Annotated in this window: 15 protein-coding genes and 2 tRNA genes; 9 read left to right on the top strand and 8 right to left on the bottom strand. The window is 66.1% G+C overall.

Annotated elements, in window-relative coordinates:
- Positions 1–233: 233 nt before the first annotated feature.
- The 3 genes from LNV28_RS22880 to LNV28_RS22870 form a co-directional block, all read right to left on the bottom strand.
- A complete protein-coding gene (locus tag LNV28_RS22880) occupies positions 234–1,661 on the bottom strand; it encodes a lyase family protein (RefSeq protein ID WP_263519896.1) in 1,428 nt (475 codons plus the stop codon).
- A 147-nt stretch (positions 1,662–1,808) separates the two neighbouring features.
- Positions 1,809–2,573, bottom strand: a complete 765-nt coding sequence (locus LNV28_RS22875; RefSeq protein WP_263519897.1) for a SapC family protein — start codon at positions 2,571–2,573, stop codon at positions 1,809–1,811.
- Entirely contained in the window at positions 2,574–3,872 is a 1,299-nt protein-coding gene (locus LNV28_RS22870) for a hemolysin family protein (protein WP_263519898.1), read from the bottom strand.
- A 105-nt stretch (positions 3,873–3,977) separates the two neighbouring features.
- Here LNV28_RS22870 and LNV28_RS22865 point away from each other — a divergent pair, with 105 nt between their 5' ends.
- Together LNV28_RS22865 and LNV28_RS22860 are read left to right on the top strand one after the other, a co-directional pair.
- Complete coding sequence (locus LNV28_RS22865; RefSeq protein ID WP_263519899.1) at positions 3,978–4,802, top strand: symmetrical bis(5'-nucleosyl)-tetraphosphatase; 825 nt, start codon at positions 3,978–3,980, stop codon at positions 4,800–4,802.
- A 53-nt stretch (positions 4,803–4,855) separates the two neighbouring features.
- Positions 4,856–4,945, top strand: a tRNA-Ser gene (locus LNV28_RS22860).
- A 65-nt stretch (positions 4,946–5,010) separates the two neighbouring features.
- On the opposite strand, the gene LNV28_RS22855 is transcribed toward LNV28_RS22860, so the two are convergent.
- The 4 genes from LNV28_RS22855 to LNV28_RS22840 all read right to left on the bottom strand — a co-directional run bounded on the left by LNV28_RS22855 (position 5,011) and on the right by LNV28_RS22840 (position 10,880).
- Entirely contained in the window at positions 5,011–7,017 is a 2,007-nt protein-coding gene (locus LNV28_RS22855; protein WP_263519922.1) for a hypothetical protein, read from the bottom strand.
- Positions 7,018–7,126: 109 nt separating this feature from the next.
- Positions 7,127–8,713: an ABC transporter substrate-binding protein gene (locus LNV28_RS22850; protein WP_263519923.1), complete on the bottom strand. Its 1,587-nt coding sequence runs from the start codon at positions 8,711–8,713 to the stop codon at positions 7,127–7,129.
- 118 nt (positions 8,714–8,831) lie between these two features.
- Entirely contained in the window at positions 8,832–10,079 is a 1,248-nt protein-coding gene (locus LNV28_RS22845) for an HD-GYP domain-containing protein (RefSeq protein ID WP_263519924.1), read from the bottom strand.
- A 141-nt stretch (positions 10,080–10,220) separates the two neighbouring features.
- Entirely contained in the window at positions 10,221–10,880 is a 660-nt protein-coding gene (locus LNV28_RS22840; protein WP_263519925.1) for a c-type cytochrome, read from the bottom strand.
- Positions 10,881–10,968: 88 nt separating this feature from the next.
- Between LNV28_RS22840 and LNV28_RS22835 the strand changes: the two genes are divergently transcribed.
- From LNV28_RS22835 to LNV28_RS22805, 7 genes are all read left to right on the top strand, one after another.
- The gene (locus tag LNV28_RS22835) at positions 10,969–11,823 is read left to right on the top strand and encodes an AAA family ATPase (RefSeq protein WP_263519926.1); all 855 of its coding nucleotides are present in this window, start codon (positions 10,969–10,971) and stop codon (positions 11,821–11,823) included.
- A gap of 7 nt (positions 11,824–11,830) precedes the next feature.
- The gene (locus LNV28_RS22830; protein WP_263519927.1) at positions 11,831–12,067 is read left to right on the top strand and encodes a hypothetical protein; all 237 of its coding nucleotides are present in this window, start codon (positions 11,831–11,833) and stop codon (positions 12,065–12,067) included.
- Positions 12,068–12,110: 43 nt separating this feature from the next.
- Positions 12,111–14,174 (top strand): S9 family peptidase, encoded by a 2,064-nt coding sequence (locus LNV28_RS22825; RefSeq protein ID WP_263519928.1) that lies wholly within the window; start codon positions 12,111–12,113, stop codon positions 14,172–14,174.
- Positions 14,175–14,238: 64 nt separating this feature from the next.
- Positions 14,239–15,420: a vWA domain-containing protein gene (locus LNV28_RS22820; RefSeq protein ID WP_263519929.1), complete on the top strand. Its 1,182-nt coding sequence runs from the start codon at positions 14,239–14,241 to the stop codon at positions 15,418–15,420.
- Positions 15,417–17,288, top strand: coding sequence for an autotransporter assembly complex protein TamA (locus LNV28_RS22815; RefSeq protein WP_263519930.1), 1,872 nt, complete (start codon positions 15,417–15,419; stop codon positions 17,286–17,288). Before LNV28_RS22820 ends, LNV28_RS22815 begins: the two co-directional genes overlap by 4 nt.
- A gap of 40 nt (positions 17,289–17,328) precedes the next feature.
- On the top strand, positions 17,329–21,759 hold the full coding sequence (locus tag LNV28_RS22810; protein WP_263519931.1) for a translocation/assembly module TamB domain-containing protein: 4,431 nt from the start codon (positions 17,329–17,331) through the stop codon (positions 21,757–21,759).
- A 199-nt stretch (positions 21,760–21,958) separates the two neighbouring features.
- Positions 21,959–22,033 (top strand) — tRNA-Arg (locus LNV28_RS22805).
- Between the two features lie 191 nt (positions 22,034–22,224).
- On the opposite strand, the gene LNV28_RS22800 is transcribed toward LNV28_RS22805, so the two are convergent.
- Positions 22,225–22,890, bottom strand: coding sequence for a cohesin domain-containing protein (locus tag LNV28_RS22800; protein ID WP_263569044.1), 666 nt, complete (start codon positions 22,888–22,890; stop codon positions 22,225–22,227).
- Positions 22,891–22,946: the final 56 nt, after the last annotated feature.

Raw genomic sequence — 22,946 nt, 5'->3', positions numbered from 1 at the left:
CCCTGGAAATCGGGGCCAAACACGTGACTTACACGGTGCCGCGGCACTTACATCCGGACACGTGCCAGGCACAGCCGGGGCCTGCCCTACAGGCCGCGCCAGTGCTGGGCGCACAGGTCGCGGGCACTCTCAGTCGTCGGAACAAGGCGCTTGCAAGCGGCCAGTTCCCGGCTTCGCGCACTTACATCTGGCGCGCCACATGCAAGCTTGCAGCAAGCGCCAAACGGCAGCACTCACCAATGCGGCCGGTCCGAGAGTTCGGCCCATTGCCGGCGCGCCGTCTGCAGCACAGCAGCCACGCGGCGGTCGGCATGTGCGGTCGCGACCTCGACATCGAACACCCGAGCCAGGGCAGCCGGGTCCAGTCGCTCAGGCATCAGAGCTTGCCGCGTGGCGGCCTGCTGGGCCAGCGCGAGCAGGTCTGCCGAGCCGGCTGCGCCTCTGTCGGACTCAATCTGCCGGCACAGCTGCTCCACCCAGGCATGGGCCGCCTCGCGCCCCAGCAGCGGACACATGAGCAGATTCAGCGCCTCGGCAAACACCAGGCCGCGCTGCGCATCGATCTGCTCGCGCATGCGTGCCGGGAACACCCGCAGACCGGCCAGGCCCTCGGACAAGGCGCGCACCGAGCCATGGGCATGCAGCAGCAGACCGGCCATTTCCGCCAGCTCGGCCTGCCAGCCACCGAGGCCGCGCTCCAGCTCCTGCGGCATGCAGGCCAGCAAGGCGGCCACGCGCTGCGGCGCCCGCTCGGCCGCAGCCAGGGCGCGCAGAAAGGCCACCGGATTGTTCTTGTGCGGCATGACGCTGCAAGAGCCGCGCTTGAAGCCGCGCTCGGCATCACGTGTAACGGCCTCGCGCAGGGCCAGCTCGCCCACTTCCGGCTGGCACAGCCAGGCCAGGTCGCGCGCCAGCTTGCCCAGGCCACCGCACAGAATGCCCAGCTCAGCGCCCAGGCGCACCATGCGGTCGCGCTGGGTGTGCCAAGGCATGGCGGGCTCGGGCAGCTGCAGCTCGGCAGCCAGGGCCGCACTGACGGCATCGGCCTGTTCGCCCAGGCTGGCCAGCGTGCCCACGGCGCCGCCAAACTGCAGTTGCAGAGCGCCGTCGGCGGCATCGCGCAGGGCCTGGGCGCTGCGCAGCAGTGGCAGAGCCCAGTTGAGCACCCGGCTGCGCAGGCTGCTGATCTGGGCTGGCTGCATCAGGGTGCGCGCCAGCACGGGCACGCCGGGCTGCTGTTCGGCCAGCTCGAGCAAATGGCCGAGCAAGGTCAGCAAATCGTCCTCGATCAGGCGCAGGCTGCGGCGCAGCAGCAACACCAAGGTGGTGTCCACCATGTCCTGACTGGAGCTGCCCCAATGCACATAACCCGCGGCCACGGGGTCGAACAGGGCAACTGTATCGGCCAGCTTCTGCAACACCGGAATGGCCAGACTGCCGGCCGGCCCGCTGGCCTCGACCAAGGCCGGCAGATCGTAAAGCTCGACCCGACACAAGCTGGCGATCGCCTGCGCCGCCGGCTGCGGGATCACGCCGCAGCGGCCCTGGGCACGCGCCAGCGCGGCCTCGAAGTCCATCATGGTCTGCACCACCGAGGCCGGCTCCAACAGCGCCAGCATCTCCGGGGTGGACAAAAAGCCTTCAAACACCAAGACCGACATCAACTACACGCCCAGAAGGTTTTTGTGGCCGCATGGTAGCCAGCGACCCCAAAGAAAACAGCTCCTGCAAACCCGCAGCGGGTTTGTCAGGAGCTGCATCGGCCGCCTGTCAGTGCAAGCAGGCCGTCAGGGCATGGTCAGCGTCGCTCAGGCGGCGGCAACAGCGGCAGCGGCGTTGGTGTGCTGCATGGCCAAACGGCTCATATTGCCCATGGACACGCGGTGCATTTCCAGCAAGGCCAGCAGGCCGTTGCGGTGCAGCTGCACGACCTTGTCGTCGGCCAGCTCGGCCAACTTCTGCTCGTCCACGGCCAGGAAGCCTTCGACGTCGATCTTCTCGCCATTGCCCATGGTGGCCTCGAAGCGCATATCGCGCAGCAGGTCCAGTTCCACCAGGTGGTTGCAGATGGCGCGGGTGCGCTCGGATTCCTGCTCGAAGCTCTCCAGGAAGTTCTTGGCGTTCAGCAAGAACTCGGTCGGCTGGCCGTCATCGGCGAACAGGGAGCTGCCCTCGGTCTCGGAGAAGCCAGGCCATTCGCTGTCGAAGCAGACGGCCACCTGGTCTTCGTTCTGGTCCAGACGGGCCATGGCGAAGGGGTAGCGGCGCATGAAGGCGGGCACATAGTTGCCGGTCCACTTGCCATCCTTGACGAACAGATTGCTGCCGGGCTTGAGGCCCAACACGGCCAGCGGGGCCACAGCTTGCTTGGAGCCGTCCGTCGGGGTTTCGCCGACGCGCACGAACACGATCGGGTATTCCTTGCAGGCTTCGGCGAACTCGACCGCTGCCAAGAACAGCGAGTTCTGGCCGACCACGCGGTCCACGGTGGACAGCTCCGTCTTCAGACGCAGCTTCTTGTGGGCCTCGCGGTCCAGGGGCACCAAATTGCCATACAGCGGGGGTGTACTCATTTACTCTTCTCCATCTACGGCCAGTCGACTGACCAGCACTTTGTCCACACGCTTGCCATCGAGGTCCACGACCTCGAATCTCCAGGCGTTCCACTCCACCACATCGGCCGTGCGCGGCAAACGCCCCAGCAGCAGCATGATCATGCCGGCCAAGGTGTTGTAGCGCCCACGGTCTTCTTCGGGCAGTTCCTTCAGCTCCAGGCGGTCCTTCAGCTCGGGCACGGGAATCAGGCCGTCCAGCAGCCAGCTCCCATCCTCGCGTTGTACCGCCCAGGCATCTCCATCACCGGGCGCATTGAACTCGCCCGCGATCGCTTCCAGCACGTCGCGCACAGAGATCACGCCCTGCACTTCGCCGTATTCATCCACCACAAACACCAGGGGCGCATCCGAGGCCCGGAAGTGTTCCAGCAATTCCATACCCGAGAGCGTCTCCGGCACGAACACCGGTTGCTCCAGGTCCTGCACCAGGGCCAGCTCCTCGCCGCTGAGCGCACGCTGCAGCAGCGCCTGGGCCGAGACCACGCCCAGCACCTCGCTCAGGTCGCCACGGCAGACCGGGTAGCGGCTGTAACCGTGGGCGCGCAGCACGGTCAGCACCTGCTCGGGCGTGTCGTCGGCGTCGAGCCAGGCGATCTCGGCACGCGGAATCATCATCGAGCCGATCTCGCGCTCATCAAGGCGGAAGACATTGCGCACCATCTGGTGCTCATGCTCCTCGATCACGCCGGCGTCCAAGCCTTCTTCCAGGCTGGCGGCAATTTCCTCTTCGGTCACGCCGCGCTGGGCACGGCCACGCAGGCCGATCAGGCCCAGGGTGGTCTCGGTGAAAAAGGTCAGCAAGCGCACCAAGGGGCGCACCGCCAGGGACAGCAGCTCCATGGGCGGCGCCACCAGGCGGGCCACGGTTTCGGGGTAGATCTGGCCGACACGCTTGGGCACCAGCTCGCCGAACACAATGGTCAGCACGGTCAGGATCACCACCACCAGGCCGGTCGCCGTGATCTCGGCTGCCTTGGCATGGAGCTCAAAGGTCAGGGTCAACCAGGCGGCCAGGGGGCCGGAGAAGGCGGCGTCGCCGACGATGCCGTTCAGCACACCGATCGAAGTGATGCCGATCTGCACGGTGGACAAGAACTTGGTCGGGTTCTCATGCAAGTCCATGGCCGCTTGCGCACCACCCTCGCCGCTCTCGACCATGACCTGCAAACGTGCCTTGCGGCTGGCCGTCAAAGCCATCTCCGACATCGCAAACAAGCCGTTGAGCAGAATCAGAAAGAGAACGAGCGCGGTATCCATTGAGAGCGCCACTACCGAGGGTTAACCCCAGATTGAGCGCGGGCGATTGCAAGAGGCCGCAAGCGTAGCAGAAGCGCTTGACAGCGAAGGCAGCACAATCCCGCAATGAACTATCTTGTCGGTGACCTGCAGGGCTGTTGCGATGCGCTCGAACGCCTGCTGAAGAAAATCGCGTTCTCGCCTTCGCGCGACCAGCTCTACTTCCTCGGAGACCTCGTCAACCGCGGTCCGGCCTCGCTGGCCACGCTGCGCAGATTGAGCGGCCTGGGCGCGGCGGCCACCTGCTTGCTGGGCAACCACGACCTGCACCTGCTGGCCGTGGCCCACGGCGCACGCAAGGCCTCCAAGGGTGACACGCTGAGCGACATCCTCGACGCACCCGACCGAGCCGCCCTGCTCGACTGGTTGCGCCAGCAACGCATGGCCTGCCTGGCCCAGGGCTGGCTGATGGTGCACGCCGGGGTGCTGCCGGACTGGAGCGTGGCTCAGACCTTGAGCCTGGCTGGCGAAGTGGAGGCCGTGCTGCGCGGCCCGGACCTGGCCGAGTTCCTGCCGCAGATGTATGGCAATGAACCCGATCGCTGGAGCGAGGACCTGCGCGGCCCCGATCGCCTGCGCCTGGTCATCAACGCCCTCACCCGTCTGCGCTTTTGCGACGCAGCGGGCCGCATGGACCTCAAAACCAAGGGCGACAGCGCCAGCGCCCCACCCGGCTGGCAGCCCTGGTTCGACGCGCCCGGCCGCCGCAGCGCCGGCCAGCCGATCGCTTTCGGCCATTGGTCGACCCTCGGCCTGCTGCAGCGCCCCGACCTGCTGGCCCTGGACACCGGCTGCATCTGGGGTGGCCAACTGAGCGCAGCCCGCGTCGAACAGGGCCGCTGCCTGGAAGTCATCCAGGTGCAGTGCGAGCAGGCGCAGAAGCCGGGTTGATGCAAGCTTGCAGCTAGAATGCGAATCCGCCGCGACGAACGCCCAAGGTATCTGGAAGCTTGGCCGAGCGGTTTAAGGCACCGGTCTTGAAAACCGGCGAGGGTTTATCCCCTCCGTGAGTTCGAATCTCACAGCTTCCGCCACATGAAAACGGCCTGCTTTTTCAAGCAGGCCGTTTTTCTTTATCGTGGACCTGGCAGCCTACCGATCACTCGGCCTGCAGCGCATACCTCGTGTAAAAACGCCGCCCCTGCATGTCCTGAGCGCCCAGCCAGATTTCGGCCGACAAGGTCAGAGGATTGGGCAAGCTCAGGCCCGGCAGCGCCAAGGCGGTCTTGGGGGGCAAGGGTGGCGCGTTGTCGACCAGCAAGGGCACGAAACCGCCCGTCAACAAGGTGCGCACGCTGATCAAGCGCATGTCCGGGTTGGCGGCCGCCCAGGTGGCGTAGTTGATGGTGAAGCCGTCTCGCAAAGCAGCGGCCTTGAGCGGCGCTGTGGCCGTGATCGCGTCCAGGCTGGGGAAGCGGCTGCGCGCCGTGTCGGCGGGCACATCGGCCGGCAGGAAGACTGAGCGAGTTTCTGCCGCGCCGCCCGAGGTGTAGGCGGCCACGAACTTGGCACCGCGCTGGCTTTCAGCGCTGCCCAGCCAGCCGATGGCGGACTGCTGCAGGGCACTGTCGGCAATGCTGCCGATCGGTGTTACCCGGGTCGCCCCGGGGGTGTAGGAAATGCACAGCAGGGGCCGGCTGCAGTAGGCAAAGGGAATGCTGTAGCCGCTGGGCATCTGCACGGTGGCGGTGTCCAGCAGCTTGACCGGTGTGGCGGCGCTGGTCTGCGCCTGCATCTCGACCTGGATGCCGACCCAGGGATTGGGCTTGGTGGCGCTGTTGACCGCGCCATCGGCCGCCAGATCGAGCACGCTGACCGGATAGACATTGATGTCCAGCTTGCGGGCATTGCCGATCAGACTCCATTTGCCGCCGGTGGTGGCCGGCGCGGCGGCCTTGGTGAAGGTGGCGGCGTCACTGAAATACTCGAGCACGGCGCCGCTGGAATCGCTGACGGTTGCGGCCACCATCACGCGCTTGCACAAGCCGCCCGTCAAGACGTCATCGGCACAACCGAGCACCATCAGCCGGCCCAGCTGGCGCTTGTTGGCGGCATAGGCGGCCAGGCGAGCGGCCAGATCGGCCTTGCTGCCGGCGTTGTGGCTTTCATAGGTACCCAGCAAGGCCGAGGCGCTGAAATCGGCGGCCAGTTTGCCCTGGGCGATCAGGTTGTTGAGGCCGGCGCTCAGCTCGTCGAGGCTGGCCAGATTGTCCAGCGTGGCCTTGGACGTGGAGGCCAGCTTGAGGCTTGAGCTGATGGCATTGGCCGGCAAGCCGCCGGTGGCCTTGACCAGTTCGATCTGGGCCGCGGCCAGGCCGACCACCACCTCAGGCACGGCCGTGGGCTGCAGCTTGTTGCTGATCAGGAGCTGATCCACGCCCTTGTTGTTGCGGGCCACCTGCACGCGCAGGACCTCGAGCAGCAAATCTTGGGCGCTCTTGTTGGCCACGAATCCAGGGTCAGACAGAAGATTCAGGGTGGCGGTGTTGGTGATTTTGAGATCGGTCAGCTGGGTCTTGATCAAGGTCTTGACGAACTCGCCGGCCGCACTGGCCGCGGAGGCGGCCGGCGCAATCAGGGCGGCACTGGCCGCAGCGGAAGCAAACACAGCCTGCGGCTCGCTGCCCAGGGACAGGGCAACGATGGCCTGGCTCAGCGGTGTGACATGGGCCACCATGGCCGGCTTGGCCGCATCCAGAATGGGCACGATGGAGTGCAGGACCTGCGGGTTGCCACTCGAGTCCAGGCCCGAGGTTTGGATCAGCAGCGGGCCCTTCAGGCTCTTGCTGCTCAGGCTCAGGCTGTAGCTGCCGTCGCTGGGCTGGGTCGTGGCCGAGCCCACGGCCGCGCCGGCGGCGTCGATCACCTTGATCTGGGCATTGCTGAGCGGCGCCCCGACCGCAGCCACACCGCTGAGCGTGGGCGTCACGGCAAAGGTGGTGACACCGGCTGCAGATTCCCCGGTGCCGCCGGAATCCGTGCCGCTGCTGCCACCTCCGCCACCTCCGCAAGCGCTGAGCACCAGGCCCAGAGTCAGGCTGGACAGCAGGATCAGGCCGGCCTTCAGACCAGGCAAAGCCGCGGCGGAATGGGATTGGGGATGCATGAAGTTGAGGCTCGTTCGGGCTGCTATTCCCTTCATCTTAGGCCTCAAGCTGCGCCGGCAAGCGCCGAAGAAGCACGCGCTTTCGGCGCGTTATTCATCCCCTGCCCGGCTACTTCCCCAGCGTCACCCAGGACACCTCGAACCAGTTGTCGGCCCGGTGCACCACCGAGACATTGCTGCGCGCCGCCCAGGGAATCATCTGACGGTGCAGGGGCAGCACCTGGAATTGGTCCTTGAGCTCGGTCAGGGCCGACTTGATCAATTGCTCGCGTTTCTTGGGGTCGACCTCGACGCTGGACTGCGCGGCCAGGCTGTCGAACTTGTCGTTGCGCCAGTTGCCGTAGTTGTAGGCGCCTATGCCGCGCTCGCCGCGGTTGCGGAACACCGGGCCAAAGATGGACTCCGCATCGGTGATGGCACCACCCCAGCCGTACAGATAAAGACTGGTGTCGAGCTTTTCCACCTTGGGGAAGAACAGCACCCGCGGCATGGCCGAGACGCGCACCTTGATCTTGAGCTGCGCCCACATGGCGGCCAGAGCCTGGCAGATCTCCTCGTCATTGACGTAGCGGTTGTTCGGGCAGTCCAGGGTGACCTCAAAGCCGTCGGCATAACCGGCCTCGGCCATGAGCTTGCGCGCGGCTGCCATGTCGAAGGGATAGCGCGCCTCGATCTTGGGGTCGTCGTAAGCCGCCACCGAAGCCGGGGTGAGGCCGCCGGTGGGCACGCTCAGGCCGTTCATCAACTTGACCCGCAGGGTCTCGACGTCGACAGCCTGGTAGAGCGCGCGGCGCACACGCAGGTCCTTGAAGGGGTTCTTGTCGCCCGGCACATTGCCGTAGAGCAGCTTGTCCCGGCCCTGGTCCATACCGATGAAGATGATGCGGTTCTCGGGGCCGTCGATGACCTTGACGCCCTGAGTGTTGCGCAAGCGCAAGACGTCGCGCGGCGCCGGGTCGAGCACGAAATCCAACTCACCCGAGACCAGGGCCGCCAGACGCGTGGCGTCATTGGAGATCGGGGTCATGACGATGTCCTGCACATTGCCCTCGAACTTGCCCCACCAATTAGGGTTGCGCTTGTAGACGGTCTTGATGCCTGGTTGACGGCTGACCAGCATATAAGGGCCGGTGCCGTTGGCATTCATGCTGGTGAAGCCCTCTTCCTTGTTCTTGAAGTCCAAGGGGCGCGTGGAGCGATGGGCCTCGGACCAGGGTTTGCTCATGATCCACAGCGTGTCCAGGTGCTGGAGGAAGATCGGGTTGAAGGCGGACAGCACGAACTCCACCGTCTGCTCATCAACCTTGCGCGCCACACCGACGGCATTGGCATAGATGGACAGCTGCGACGTGCTCTCCTTGGCGCGCTGGATGGAATAGACGACATCGTCGGCCGTGAAAGGCTGGCCGTCGTGGAACTTGACGCCCTGACGCAGCTTCATGCGCCATAGCAGCGGGCTGACCTGGCTGCATTCGGTGGCCAGTCCGGGCACGATATTGAGATTGCGGTCACGCCGGGTCAGGCGCTCATAGACCTGGCCATTGACCATATTGGTCATGCTCTCATTCTGCGAGTGCGGGTCCATGGTCTGGGGGTCGCCCTGGCTGGCCCATCTCAAGGTCTGCGCCTGGGCCGTGCCCATGGGCACCAAGCTGCACAGCGCCAAGCCCATCACCAGAGAAGACAGAGTTTTCATCACCACACCCTCAAACCGTATCGACGGCCGAGTGTAGGGAGACGGCACTGCCCTGCCGCATGGGGTAAACCTTCAGGGCAAGTCAGGTGCGGCGCCGCGGCGGCGCACACCACGGGGGTCAGGTCTTGCGCCAGATGTCGTCGAGGTGGGTGAAGCCCCAATCCTGCGGCGACTCGCGTCCGACGACACGGTCTCCGACGGCCGGGTTGGACAGGTCCAGTTGCTGAACCGGGATGGGCAGCTTGGACTTGGTGGAATAGAACACCCGCACATGGGGCGCGGCCAAGTTCTGCGGATTCAAATCGATGACCACCGCCAGCCGGCCCGAGTCCAGGCGCACCAAGCTGCCCACGGGATAGATGCCCACGCTCTTCACAAAGGCCTTGAAGACCACCGGGTCGAACTGCCCGGTCCACTGCGCCATGCGCTGTATGGAGCCGGCCGGATCCCAGGCCGCCTTGTAGGGCCGGGTCGAGGTGATGGCGTCATAGACGTCGCAGACCGCGCCCATGCGGGCCAGCAGGCTGATCTCCTCACCCTTGAGACCTTGCGGGTAGCCGCTGCCGTCCATTTTCTCGTGGTGGTGGAGGCAGACATCCAGCGCCGACTCGGGCACGGCGCCACCCTCCTTGAGCATCATGTAGCCGCGCATCGGGTGCGACCGCATGATGTCGAACTCCGCCTCGGTCAGCTGCCCCGGCTTGTTCAGTACATCGAGCGGCATCATCATCTTGCCGATGTCGTGCAAAAGGCCGGCCATACCGGCCTCGCGGGTCTGTGTGTCATCCAGGCCCAGTTGACGGCTCAGCGACACCATCAGCGCGCACACCGCAACCGAGTGCATATAGGTGTAGTCGTCCTTGGTCTTGAGCCGGGCCAGGCTGATCAGGGCCGAGGGGTTGCGCGAAACCGACTCGGCCACTTCCTCAACCAGGGGCATGCACATCTCGGCATCGACCGCCTTGCCCATGCGGGCCTCGCCGAACAGGGCGGTGACGGCCTGGCGCGAGCGGTTGATGGTCTGCACCGCGCGCCCCATCTCGGAACCCAAGCTGACACGCTCAGGCCGAGCGAGCGCAGCCGCCGGTGCGGGAGCTGGAGTGGAAGCGGGAGGTGGAGGAGCGGGCTGAGGCTCGTCCATCAAGTCCTGGACCAAGCTGTCCGGCGCCGGAGCCGTCTGCACATCGGCGCCCTTGCTGATGTCGATCCACACCGCCGGCACACCGCTGGTCAGCAAAGCCTCCAGATCGGCCGCTTCACGAAGGACGAACTTGGTCTTCCAAAATGGATGCGACAGCCATGAACCCTCCATGGACTGGAGATACATGCCCAACTGAACCTGTTGGATGGGAATCTTCTTGAGCATGAGCCTGAACGCAAACCCGGGGGACGCAACCGCGTCAGTATGGGGCCGGAGAGGCCCAGGGCAGCCTTGGATCAGACACAAAAAAGCCGCCCTTTCGGCGGCCTTTTGTGAACTGTTTGACGCTTGCTGCGTCTGCCTGGTTCAGCGGAGCTTGCTCTGCGGCACGGTACGCAACTCGCCCGGCAGCGAGGCCAGGTACTTGGCGATCGCTTTGAGTTCGGCGTGGCTGAACTGCTTGACTTGGCCGGCCATGATGGCGTTGCTGCGGCCGACCACGGCATTGCCTTCGGTCTGGTAGGACTTCAGGGCCACATTCAGATAGTCGGCATGCTGGCCAGCGATCTTGGGATAGCTGCCGTCGATGGGCTTGTTGAAATTGGCACCGTGGCAAGAGACGCAGGCGCCCTTGGTCAGCAGTTCGGCCACTTGAGCCGAGGGAGCCGCCGCAGTTTCAGGCAGCGCCTGAGCCGGAGCCTGCTTCTCGTAGAAGGCCGAAATGTCGGCGATGTCCTGCTCGCTCAGCGACTGAGCAATGCCGCGCATGGTCGGGTGCTTGCGCTCGCCCTTGGCGTAGGCCGTCAGGGCCGTGGCGATGTACTTGGCGTTCTGCCCGGCGATCATGGGCACTTTGTGCACTTCAGGAAAGCTGGCTTGGTAGCCCGGGATGCCATGGCAGCCAATGCACATGGCGATCTTGTCCTGACCGATGGTCGCCGCGGGAGCGGCGTCCTTGGCGAGAACGGAGGCGCTGGCGCCGAACAACGTGGCCAGAGCGAGCGAGATCTGCAGCAGTTTTTTCATGGTCCCGGGGTGTCTAGATCTTGTACCGACGGGCATTATAGGGGGCCACTTATACTGAATCGTCACCTTCAGGACTTTGATCCACACCATGAAATTTGCAGGTTCCGAGCACTACATCGCCACCGATGACTTGAAGCTGGCCGTCAACGCCGCCGCCACCCTGCAGCGGCCCCTGCTGCTCAAGGGCGAGCCCGGCACCGGCAAGACCATGCTGGCCGAAGAAGTGGCGCGCAGCCTGGGGCTGCCACTGTTGCAGTGGCACATCAAGTCGACCACCAAGGCCCAGCAAGGCCTGTATGAGTACGACGCAGTCAGCCGCCTGCGCGACAGCCAGCTCTCCGGCATCGAGGGCGTGGACAAGGTCAGCAAGATCGAGAACTACATCATCAAGGGCGTGCTCTGGCAGGCCTTCGAGGCCGATCAGCCTGTCGCCCTGCTGATCGACGAGATTGACAAGGCCGACATCGAGTTCCCGAACGACCTGCTGCGTGAAATCGACCGCATGGAGTTCTACTGCTACGAGACGCGCCAGCTGATCAAGGCCAAGCACCGCCCCCTGGTCTTCATCACTTCGAACAACGAGAAAGAGCTGCCCGACGCTTTCCTGCGCCGCTGCTTCTTCCACTACATCAAGTTCCCTGACCCGGTGACCATGCAGGCCATCGTCGACGTGCATTTCCCCGGCCTCAAGAAAGAGCTGCTGGCCGCAGCCCTCAAGACCTTCTTCGAAGTGCGCAATCTGCCCGGCCTGAAGAAGAAGCCCAGCACCTCGGAGCTGCTGGACTGGCTCAAGCTGCTGGTGGCCGAAGACATGCCGCCCGAGACCCTGAGCCAGCCGGGCGCCGAGCACCTGATCCCGCCCCTGGTGGGCGCACTGCTGAAGAACGAGCAAGACCTGACCCTGTTCGAGAAGCTGGTCTTCATGCAACGCCAACATCGCTGAGGCGGCCATGGACAAAAACCTCCAACAAGGCCTGAAGCAAGGCCTGGCCGATGCCTGCGGCTTTGTGCTGGGCGCCCTCGCCGGCTGGGAGCTGGGCCGCGCGCTTGGCTTTGATTTCATCGGCAGCACCGAGTGGCAGCTGCCCCAGCTGCTGGGCCTGGGCTTCATTCTGGGCGGTTGCGGTATTGGGCGCTGGGCGGCCCGCGCCTTGCTGGCCCAGCTGGATGGCCTGAACCGCAAGTAGCCCCCCCTCTCTCTCACCTCTCCTCTTCTTTCGAGAACCGACCATGGCGGCATCCCCACGCGCAGCAAAGCCCGAAACTTTTGATGTGGAAGCCCTCTGGGCCCTGGCACGCGTCGGCGCGCCCAGCCTCTCGCCCGACGGCGCTCAAGCCGTGGCCAGCGTCAGCCGTTGCGACATGGCGAGCAACAAGACCGAGTCCCACCTCTACCTGCTGTCCACCCTGGGCGGCGAGCCGCGCCAGCTGACCCAGGCTGGCAGCCCCGACAGCAAGGACGGCGCGCCGCAGTGGAGCCCGCGCGGCGACCGCATCGCCTTCATCGCCCGGCGCGAGCAGGAAGGCGCCAAGGACAGCGAGCCGCAGCTCTACGTCATCGCCCCCGATGGCGGCGAGGCCCGCCGCGTGGGCTTGGCCCACGTCGGCGTCGCCACCGGCGTGCAAGCCTTCAAGTGGTTCCCCGATGGCAGGCGCATCGCCTTCATCTCCTGGGTCTGGCCCGAGCTGAAAGGCCAGGCCGCCCAAGCGCAGACGCTCAAGGACTTCAAGGACCGCAAGGAAAGCGGCTACGTCACCGCAGACGCCGTCTACCGCTACTGGGACCACCATGTGCCCATGGGCCGGGTGCCGCATCTGCTGGTCGTCGATGTGGACAGCGGCAAGGTGCGCGATCTCTTCGAGGGCACGGACCTGGCCCTGAGCCTGGCCGACCCCGACGAACACAGCTTCGATGTCTCGCCCGATGGCCGCCGCATCGTCTACGCCTTCGACCCCGCGGCAGACAAGCGCCTGGACCATGACCTGGCCCTCGGCGAAGTCGAGGTCAAGAGCGCCCAGCACCGCGTGCTCTTGCAGGTGGAGGGCTGGGATTTCCGCGCGCCGCGCCACAGCCACGCCGGCCAGCACCTGGCTTTCGTCGCCAGCCACCAGGGCTTGAAGCACACCATGCCGGGCCAGCTGGCCGTGCTGGACACGGCCGGCCACTGGGCCGTGATGTCGGCCGACTGGGACCATGAAGTCAGCGCGCCCCTGGTCTGGGACGAAGACGACCTCTCCATCCTGCTGGCCGCTGAACAGGCCGGCCGCCGCCACCTCTGGCGCTTCGAGCTGAAGCGCTGCCAGGCCGAGATCGTGTTCGAAGGCGGCCATGTGGGCAGCTTCGCGCTGGCCGCCGGCACCGTGGTGCTGAACCATGACAGCGTGCAGTTTCCGCCGCGGCTTTCGCGCCTGCTGGAAGACGGCAGCAGCGCCCGCATCGAGCGCTTCAGCACCGAGCATTTGAAACGTCACGACTTCGGCCAGCATCAGGAAGTGATGCTCAAGGGCGGCCAGGGCGACGAGGTCCAGATGTGGCTGATCTACCCGCCCGGCTTCAACTCCAAGAAAAAGAAGGCCTACCCGGTGATGCATGTCATCCACGGCGGCCCGCACACCGCCTTCGGCGACAGCTGGCACTGGCGCTGGAACCACCAGGTGTTTGCCGCGCAAGGCTATGTGGTGGCCTGCGTGAACTACCACGGCTCGTCCAGCTTCGGCCACGCCTTCCTCGACTCCATCACCCACCGCTGGGGCGAGCTGGAGCTGCAGGACATCGAGGCCGGCACCGACTGGCTGCTGGCCCAGCCCTGGGCCGATGCGAAACGCGTGTTCGCCACCGGTGGCAGCTACGGCGGATACATGGTGGCCTGGATGAACGGCCATGTGCCGGCCGGCCGCTACCAGGCTTATGTGTGCCACGCCGGCTGCTTCGACTGGCAGGCCATGTTTGCCGATGACGCCTACACCTGGCATGCCAAGGAACTGGGCAGCTGGTACTGGGACGACCCGGCCAAGATTGCCTCGCAAAGCCCGCACAGCTTTGCCCAGCACATGAACACGCCCACCCTGGTGATCCACGGCGCCATGGACTACCGCGTGCCCGATGCCCAGGGTCTGGCCTACTACAACACCCTCAAGGCGCGCGGCGTGGACAGCCGCCTGCTCTGGTTCCCTGACGAGAACCACTGGATCCTCAAACCACGCAACAGCCGCCAGTGGTACGGGGAATTCTTTGCTTGGTTGGGTCGCCATGACCCGGGCGCCAAGCTGGCCAAGGCGACCAAGAAGCGATGAGCTGGGCGCGGATAATCGAGACATTCCCCGTGCGGCGCGCACAGCCAACTTTCTTGCCCCTCACATGCTGATCAAATTCTTCTACACCCTGCGGGCGGCCAAGCTGCCGGTGTCGGTGCGGGAATTCCTCAGCCTGCTTGAAGGCCTGGAGAAAGGCGTGATCGGCAGCGAGGGCGCCGCCTCCATCGACGATTTCTACTTCCTCGCCCGCACCACCCTGATCAAGGACGAGACGCAGTTCGACAAGTTCGATCGCGCCTTTGCCGCCTATTTCAAGGGCGTGGAGCTGCTCAGCGATTTCAGCCAGGAGGTGCCGCTGGAATGGCTGCGCCAGCACCTGCAGCTGGAACTGAGCGACGAGCAAAAAGCCGCCATCGAGAAGATGGGCTGGAACGAGCTGATGGAGACGCTCAAAAAGCGCTTCGAGGAGCAGAAAGAGCGCCACGAGGGCGGCAACAAATGGATCGGCACGGGCGGCACCAGCCCGTTCGGGAACAGCGGCTACAACCCGCAAGGCATACGCATCGGCGGCGCCGGCAAGAACAAGAGCGCCGTCAAGGTCTGGGAGCAGCGCGCCTACAAGGACTACGACGACCAGTTGGAACTGGGCACGCGCAATATCAAGGTCGCCCTGCGCCGCCTGCGCCGCTTTGCCCGCGAGGGCTCGGATCTGGAGCTGGACCTGGGCGACACCATCAGCAAGACCGCCGCCAACGCTGGCATGCTGGACATCCGCATGGTGCCCGAGCGCCACAACAAGGTGAAGGTGCTGCTGCTGATGGATGTGGGCGGCACCATGGACGAGCATGTGCACCGCGTCGAAGAGCTGTTCTCGGCCGCCAAGACGGAGTTCAAGCACCTGGAGTTCTTCTACTTCCACAACTGCGTCTACGACTTTGTCTGGAAGAACAACCGCCGCCGCTTCGCCGAGAAGACCCCGACCTGGGACCTGATCCGCAAATACAACCGTGACTACAAGCTGATCTTTGTCGGCGATGCCACGATGAGCCCTTACGAGATCCTGCAGCCCGGCGGCAGTGTCGAATACAACAATGAAGAGCCCGGCGCCGAATGGTTGCAACGCCTGACCCACGCCTTCCCCAAGTACGCCTGGATCAACCCGGAGCCGCAAGGCGTCTGGCAGTACCGTCAGAGCGTGTCCCTGATCCAGAACCTGATGCAGCAACGCATGTTCCCCCTGTCCCTGCAAGGCCTGGAAGGCGCGATGCGTTTGCTCAGCCAATGAGCCAGACCCTGCCCCGGCTGCTGCGCGGCGCCCTGCTGTTCGCGGCGGCGGGCCTGTCCGGCTGCGCCTCGATCAGCAGCCTCTGGAAGAACGAGCCACCGCCGGCCAGCACCGCTGCGGGCTCGGCCGCCGATGGCGCAGCGGTGCGCCTGGTGGCCGAATACGAGCTGGTGGTCGAAGCGCCCAGCGCGCTGCGCGATCTGCTGCAGGAACACCTGGACCTCGCCCGCTTTCGCAGCGCCCCCGAAGACCAAAGGCTGAGCCGCCAAGAACTCGGCCGTCTGATCCAGGCCGCGCCCCAGCAGGCCCAGGCCTTGCTGGAGACCGAGGGCTTCTTCAACGCACAGGTGCAGGTCAGCCGCAATGAAGGCAGCCCGGTGGTGGTGACGGTGAAGGTCGAACCTGGCCCGCAGACCCGGGTCAAGGCGCTGCAGATCGAGTTCGCCGGTGCCCTGGCCCCGGACCAGCCCCCGGTGGCAGGCGCCGATCTGGCCGCCCTGCGCGAGCGGCTGCAGGGTCAGTGGTCGCTGGGCTTGGGCCAGGGCTTCTCGCAGCCGCGCTGGTCGCAGGCCAAGAACGAACTGCTGGCCACGGCCCGCGCGCGTGGGTTTCCGCTCGCCACACTGGACACCCACAGCGCCCGCATCGATGCCGAGACCCAAAGCGCCGAGCTGGACCTGAAGCTGGACAGCGGCCCGCTGTTCCGCCTCGGCGAGCTGCAGATCGAAGGCCTGAAACACCAGCCGCGCAGCAGCGTCGAGCGCCTGGCCGGCTTCAGCGTCGGCCAGCCCTACACCGAGCAGTTGCTGCTGGACTTCCAAGAGCGCTTGGTCCGCACCACCTTGTTCGACAGCGTCAATGTCGACATCCAGCCGCTCAGCGATCCACCCGAGGCCGCGCCCGTGCACATCAAGCTGCGCGAGGCCCCGCGCCAGCAGCTGACCGCCAGCATCGGCTACGACACCGGCAGCGGCCCGCGCCTGGGCGCCGATTACATCCACCGCCGCCCCTTCGGCCTGGACCTGCGTGCGCGCAGCAAGCTCAAGCTCAGCCAGAAGAACAGCTCCTACGATCTGGAGCTGAGCTCGCACCCTCAGCCCGATATGCAGCGCAATGTCGGTGCTCTGTTCCTGGAGCGCAAGGTCGACGACAACAAGACCACGGTCAATCTGCGCGCCCGCGTCGGCCGTACCCGCGAGACCGAACGGCAGGACCGCACCTACTACCTGGAACTGCTGCGCGCCCGCGAGACCGACCCGCAAGGCACCATCAGCGCTGGCGCTGCCTCGGCCAATGTGCAATGGATCCACCGCCGGCTCGACAGCCCGCTCACGCCGACCCGGGGCTACAGCGCCAGCCTGCTGCTGGGCGTGGGCCGGGCCGACAGCTCCGAAGCCCGTAACGGCGGATTCCTGCGCAGCCATCTGCGCCTGCAGGCCTACCAGCCCCTGCCCGGCGGCTGGTTCGGCAGCGCCCGCAGCGAGTGGGGTCAGGTCTTCGCTTCGCAGGAGGTCGGCCTGCCGGAAAAGCTGCGCTTTCGCACCGGCGGCGATGACACCGTGCGCGGCTACGGCCTCAATGACCTGGGCCCGCGCGATGCCGATGGCAATGCCACCGGCGGCCGTATCTTGTGGAACGGCAGCGTCGAACTGGCCCATGGGCTGACCGCCAGCATGCCCGCCCTGCTCGGCGCCGTGTTCGTGGACGCCGGCCAGGCGGCCCAACACTGGCGCGAGCTCAAGCCCAGCATCGGCTACGGCTTTGGCCTGCGCTACCGCAGCCCCCTGGGCACCTTGCGCCTGGACCTGGCCCGCGGCCAGGAGACCCAGAAATGGCGCATGCATTTCAGCGTTGGCATCGCGCTTTGATGATGATTAGCGCCAACGCCGCGAACCCCGACCCGGCCCCATGAGCGAACCCGAATCCAAACCTGGCACGCCCGCCGCCCCCGCGGGCGACAGCAGCCCTGCGCCCAAGCCCGCCCAAGCCCGCCGCGGCCGCGGCCTGCTGCTGGGCCTGATGACCCTGCCGGTGCTGGCCGGCAGCGCTGGCCTGGGTGTCTGGTGGGGCCTGGGCAGCGAGGCCGGCAGCCGCTGGCTGCTGCAGCAACTGCCCGGCCTGCAGGTCGAGGCGCCGCAAGGCAGCCTGATCGGCGACTTCTCGGCCAAGCGCCTGAACCTCACCATCCCCGGCGGCCAGGATCGCATCGAGATCGACGATCTGCGCTGGACCGGCCTGAGTCTTGCCTGGAACCGCTCACCCCTGCTCTGGGGCGACCTGATGGTCGAGCGCCTCAGTGCCCGCCAGGTGACCGTGCATCTGGCCCCTAGCGCCGAGCCCAGCCCGGTGCCCGAGGAGTTGCCCATCCCCTTGGGCGTGCATATCGCGCAGCTGCAAGTCGACAGCCTGTCCCTGCCCACGCTGAGCCAGTTGCCGGTGCGCGGGCTGCAAGCCCGGGTGGACCTGAGCAATGTGTCCGACAACAGCCCCGGCGCCGAGCACCGCCTGCAGATCCAGCAGCTGGCCTGGGATCAGTTGCAGCTCAGCGGCAGCGCCACGCTGGGCGCCGGCAGCGGTCTGCCCCTGCAGGCCAGCCTGGGCCTGAAGTCAGCCGCCCAGGCCGATCTGCCAGCCTGGGGCGCACAGCTGGAACTGCATGGCCCGCTGGCCCAGCTTCAGCTCAAGGCCGCGCTGAGTGCCCAGCACCAGCAGCTGCAGGCCCAAGCCCAGCTGCGGCCTTTCGCCTCCTGGCCCCTGCCCCAGCTGCAGCTGGACACGCAACAGCTGGATCTCTCGGCCCTGATGTCGGGATTGCCCAGAACGGCGCTGAGCGGGCATGTGAGCCTGCAAGCCGACAACAGCGCAGCCAACAACAGTGCGGCCGGCAAGAAAAGTTCGAAGCAGCCCGCCCTGCTGATCAAGGCCCAGCTCGCCAACCACGCGGCCGGCCTGTGGAACGAACAGCGCCTGCCGGTGCGCCAGCTGAGCCTGGACGCCGAAGCCTCGGCCCAGGACCCCAGCCAGATCCAGCTGCGCGCCTTCGACGTGCTGCTGGGCAGCAGCGCCTTGCCCGCCGGCCGCCTGCGCGGCAGCGGCAAGAGCAGCAGCACCGGTGGCAGCCAGCTCACGCTGAACCTGGAGAACCTGCGCAGCGAGGGACTGGATGCGCGCGCTGCAGGCCTGCTGGCCGCTGGCACGGTCGAGCTCAGCACATCTCAAGGGCTGGTCCCAACGAGCCATGACAGCGCCGACCTTAAAAATGTCGAGACCGCCCCTACGCCGCCGCTGCAACTGCACATCAAGACCGATCTGCAAGGCCGCTGGCTGGCCCCTGGCCCGGTGACACCAGCTGCGGCACAGGCCCAGCTGGCCGCGCCGGCAGCCACCAGCCCGCAGAACGCCCCGCTCAATGCCCACAGCCCAGTGCGCTTGCAAGCCAGCGCCATTGCCTCGATGCAAGGCCTGGATCTGCAAGAGCTGCTGATGCAGGCCGGTGAAGCCCAGCTCAAAGGCAGCGCCAAGCTGGGCTTGAGCCGCCCCGGCAGCCTGGCCGGCGGCTGGCAGCTGCAAGCCAATGCACGCGGCATGGTGCCGGAGCTGCGCCGCCTCTGGCCCCAAGCGCCGGGCCCCAGCGCCCGCCTGGATCTGGACCTCAGCGCCGACCTGCAGGCCCCGGCCCAGCAGAGCAACGCAGGCCTGCTCGCCCAAGCCCCACGCGGCCAGGCCCGGCTGCGCCTGCTGCCCGGCAGCCAGGCCGGCATGGACCTGGCCGCCGACCTCAGCTACGAGCGAGCCAACGATCAGCAAGTGCCCACCCTGCGCGCCGATCTGCAGGCCGGCGGCAACCAGCTGCAAGGCCGCGCCCAGCTGCTGGCCGATCACAGCCTGGAGGGCCAGCTGCAGCTGCAAGCGCCGCAACTGCAAGCGCTTCAGCCGCTCTGGCAAGCCCTGGCTCCCGCCCTGGCCAAGGGCGAGCCGGCCCATCAGCTGGCCGGCAGTTTGAGCGGACAGCTGGCCTGGCAGGGCCGAGCCGAAGCGGACAAGACCAGTGGCAAGAACGCCAGAGGCAGCAGCCCGCGCTGGAGCTGGCAAAGCCAGGCCGAGCTGCAAGGCCAGGCGCTCAAGCTCGACCAGCTGAGCCTGGACAAGGCCCGGCTGAACGCCAAGCTCGCCAGTGCCCTGAGCGCGCCACTGGCCATGCAGCTCGATCTGGAGCAACTCAAGAGCCCCGAAGCCCAGCTGCCCCAGGCTCAGCTGCAAGTCAGCGGCAGCTGGGCTCAGCACCAGCTGCAGCTCAGCGGCCTGGGCACGGCCTTGCTGCCCGCCGCCCTTCGCCCCGCGCACCAGCCGGCCGACCAGCCCTCACGCAGCCAGTTCCAGATCGGCCTCAAGGGCAGCCTGGGCACGGCCGGAACCGCCAGCCCTGCAGCGAGCGAACTGGCCCTGCTTTGGGCCCTGGGCGGCCAGTGGCGCGCCACCGGCCTCAAGCTCGATGCGCGCGTGCCTGCCTCCACCGCGGCCAGCAAAACTGCCAAACCGGCCGACAAAGCCCCCGCCCCCTGGCTGCAAGCACAAGACCTGGCCTTGCGCGTGGACAGCGGCCCGCAAGGCCAGCTCAGCGGCGCGCAGTTCGAGCCCGGGCAGCTGGAGTTGCTGGGCGCCGGCCTGCACTGGCAGCAGCTGGCCTGGAAAGCCGCCGAGGGGCCCGATCAGCTGCAGCTCGACCTGGCCCTCGAACCCTTAGCCGTCGCGCCCCTGATGGCACGCTGGCAGCCCGACTTCGGCTGGGGCGGCGATCTGGTGTTGGACGGCAGCGTCCGCATCCACACCCTGCCCCAGCTGGCCGTGGAGCTGTCCCTGCAGCGCCGCAGCGGCGACCTCAAGGTCACCGATGACGGCGGCACACAGACTTTGGGTCTGAGCGAGCTGCGCCTGGGCGTGATCGGCGCGCCCGGCCGCTGGCACCTGACCCAGGCTTTTGCCGGCAGCAATATCGGCGTGCTGGCCGGCGCCGTGACGGCGCGCAACGAAGCGGGCGACGCCAGCCCCTGGCCCTCGGCCCAATCGCGCCTGGAGGGCGTGCTGGAAGCGCGGGTGGACAACCTCAGCACCTGGGGCGCCTGGGTGCCCTCGGGCTGGCGCGTGGCCGGCGGCCTGGCCGCCAGCGCCAGCTTTGCCGGCAAGCTCAACGACCCGCAGGTGGTGGGCCAGATCCAGGGCAGCAAGCTGGGCCTGCGGAACCCGCTGCTGGGCATCGATGTGCAAGACGGCAGCTTCGCCCTGCAGCTCAAGGGCAGCCATGCCGAACTGCAGCAACTGCGCCTGCGCGCCGGCGACGGCGAGCTCAATGCCAAGGGACAGCTGCAGCTGGGCGCCAAGCCGCAGGCCGACATCCAGGCCCAGGCCAGCAAGTTCGCCCTGCTGCGCCGGGTCGACCGCCGCCTGGCCGTGAACGGCCAGCTGCGCCTGCACATGGACGCCGAAACCCTGGATCTGCAGGGCAAGCTCGATGTGGAAGACGGCCTGTTTGATTTCTCGCGCGGCAACGCGCCCCAACTGGACGACGACGTAGAGGTGCGGCGCGTGGCGCAGGCGCCAGCTGCACCGGTGGAATCAGCCGCAGCCCGGCGACAGATCAAGCTAAAGCTGGACATCGACCTGGGCCAGAAGCTGCGCGTACGCGGCCATGGCGTGGACACTTTGCTGGCCGGCGAGCTGCAGATGACCCAAGCCCAGGGCCGGCCGCAACTGAACGGCAACATTCGCACCGTCAACGGCAGTGTCGATGCCTACGGCCAAAAGCTCACGATCGAAAAAGGCCAGGTCACCTTCAGCGGGGTGATGGACAACCCGCGCCTGGACATTCTGGCCATACGCCCCGGCGAAGAAGAGGTGCGCGTGGGCGTGACCATCGGCGGCAGCGCTCAGTCGCCGCGCATCAAGCTCTTTTCCGACCCCGATATGGCCGACACGGCCAAGCTCTCCTGGCTGCTGCTGGGTCGTGCTCCCGACAACCTCGAACGCAGCGACACCGCCCTGCTGCAAAAGGCTGCCATGGCCCTGCTCAACGGCGGTGGCGAGAGCCGCACGGGCAAGGTGATCAAGTCCATCGGCCTGGACGAGCTCTCGGTCAGCGAAGGCAATGGCGAAGTGCGCGGCACCGTGGTGCGCGTGGGCAAGCAACTGTCCAAGCGCTGGTATGTGGCTTTTGAGCGCGGCCTCAACGCCACGCAAGGCAGCTGGCAGCTGATTTACCGCATCGCCCAGCGCTTCACCCTGCGCGGCCAGGCCGGCGATGAAAACGCGCTTGACCTGATCTGGCAGTGGAAGTGGGAATGAGGGCGGGTGAATGGGTGAATGGGTGAATGGGTGAATGGGTGAATGGGTGAATCGTGAATCGTGAATCGTGAGTCGTGAGTCGGGGGGGGCTCAGGGCTAACACGTTTTTGCGCTGGAGCTTTGGGCGCGCGATTCTCGGGTCGCCGAGGTGCTGCAACCTTTCATGCGAGAATTCGCGCCGCCCGGGCCACCGAGCAGTCTCTCCGTAGTTCAATGGATAGAACGGCCGCCTCCTAAGCGGCAAATACAGGTTCGATTCCTGTCGGAGGGACCAACCGCGACGCGGTCCAAGCCAAACCCTTGCGATTCAAGCACGGCAGCGTTGGAGCCTTCACACATCAAGCGCCAGCCGTAACGCGCGGTATGGCTGCAGTCTTTGCCAGTCTTACGCGGATATCCAAGCCGAACTGGCATAAACAAAAAAACCGCGCCCATGGCGCGGTTCTTCGATCTCAACAGCCGGGTTCAGGAAGCCAAAGACTTGCGGCGCTTGACGGCCCCCGGCACGAAAGCCGCGAACAGACTCAGCCCCAGCAAGGCGTAGCTCGAGGGCTCGGGAACCTGTCGGCATTCGTTGTTGCCGCCCGTCGGACTGTTGACAGCCACACAAGCGCTCTGGAACTGCACACCGCTCAGAAGAGCATCGCTTCGGCCCACAAGATCGCGCTCGTTAGGACCGGTCCCGAACCAGACCTGTGAAACTCCGGCGCCCACTGCCTCGAAGTTCAAGGTCATCATGACAAAGCTGTCGTCATCCTGCGCGGCGGCGAGCAAATCGTCGGTGCCGGGGTCACCGGGCACCACCAGATTCGAATAGGCGAAGAGATCCAAGTAGTTGGTCGGTGAACCGGGGGCCGCCGGATCCAGCCCCAGATCCGTCCAAGCCCCACCCAAGCCTGAGCCCAGGCTGTAGCTGACGGCCTTCAGCTGTGCCGGGTTGAAGTAGATATTCAAATCGAAGACCGAGACGATCTCCGAGCCGAGGCCCGAAATCTTGACATCCAAAGAGAAAGTTCCGCCGATCACCTGCGACGAATTGCTGGGGCTGAGGCTGACCACTGGGGCCGCGTGTGCCGAGGACATGGCCAGCGCCAGTGCACTGGCGGCTGTGGCAAGTAGCTTCATTTTCATTTTGAACTCCTGGGGGTTACTACGAGCAAATCCGGATTGGAGGGTTGTGTCAGAGA

Source organism: Paucibacter sp. DJ2R-2, assembly GCF_025717675.1.
GTDB lineage: Bacteria > Pseudomonadota > Gammaproteobacteria > Burkholderiales > Burkholderiaceae_C > Paucibacter_A.
The sequence above is the reverse complement of the archived record's forward strand: the minus strand, read 5'-3'. Positions and strand labels throughout refer to the sequence as shown.

Excerpts from the sequence above, each read along its gene's own strand:
- LNV28_RS22880 (WP_263519896.1), bottom strand. The coding sequence starts at position 1,661 with ATGTCGGTCTTGGTGTTTGAAGGCTTTTTGTCCACCCCGGAGATGCTG.
- LNV28_RS22875 (WP_263519897.1), bottom strand. The coding sequence starts at position 2,573 with ATGAGTACACCCCCGCTGTATGGCAATTTGGTGCCCCTGGACCGCGAG.
- LNV28_RS22870 (WP_263519898.1), bottom strand. The coding sequence starts at position 3,872 with ATGGATACCGCGCTCGTTCTCTTTCTGATTCTGCTCAACGGCTTGTTT.
- LNV28_RS22865 (WP_263519899.1), top strand. The coding sequence starts at position 3,978 with ATGAACTATCTTGTCGGTGACCTGCAGGGCTGTTGCGATGCGCTCGAA.
- LNV28_RS22855 (WP_263519922.1), bottom strand. The coding sequence starts at position 7,017 with ATGCATCCCCAATCCCATTCCGCCGCGGCTTTGCCTGGTCTGAAGGCC.
- LNV28_RS22850 (WP_263519923.1), bottom strand. The coding sequence starts at position 8,713 with ATGAAAACTCTGTCTTCTCTGGTGATGGGCTTGGCGCTGTGCAGCTTG.
- LNV28_RS22845 (WP_263519924.1), bottom strand. The coding sequence starts at position 10,079 with ATGCTCAAGAAGATTCCCATCCAACAGGTTCAGTTGGGCATGTATCTC.
- LNV28_RS22840 (WP_263519925.1), bottom strand. The coding sequence starts at position 10,880 with ATGAAAAAACTGCTGCAGATCTCGCTCGCTCTGGCCACGTTGTTCGGC.
- LNV28_RS22835 (WP_263519926.1), top strand. The coding sequence starts at position 10,969 with ATGAAATTTGCAGGTTCCGAGCACTACATCGCCACCGATGACTTGAAG.
- LNV28_RS22830 (WP_263519927.1), top strand. The coding sequence starts at position 11,831 with ATGGACAAAAACCTCCAACAAGGCCTGAAGCAAGGCCTGGCCGATGCC.
- LNV28_RS22825 (WP_263519928.1), top strand. The coding sequence starts at position 12,111 with ATGGCGGCATCCCCACGCGCAGCAAAGCCCGAAACTTTTGATGTGGAA.
- LNV28_RS22820 (WP_263519929.1), top strand. The coding sequence starts at position 14,239 with ATGCTGATCAAATTCTTCTACACCCTGCGGGCGGCCAAGCTGCCGGTG.
- LNV28_RS22815 (WP_263519930.1), top strand. The coding sequence starts at position 15,417 with ATGAGCCAGACCCTGCCCCGGCTGCTGCGCGGCGCCCTGCTGTTCGCG.
- LNV28_RS22810 (WP_263519931.1), top strand. The coding sequence starts at position 17,329 with ATGAGCGAACCCGAATCCAAACCTGGCACGCCCGCCGCCCCCGCGGGC.
- LNV28_RS22800 (WP_263569044.1), bottom strand. The coding sequence starts at position 22,890 with ATGAAAATGAAGCTACTTGCCACAGCCGCCAGTGCACTGGCGCTGGCC.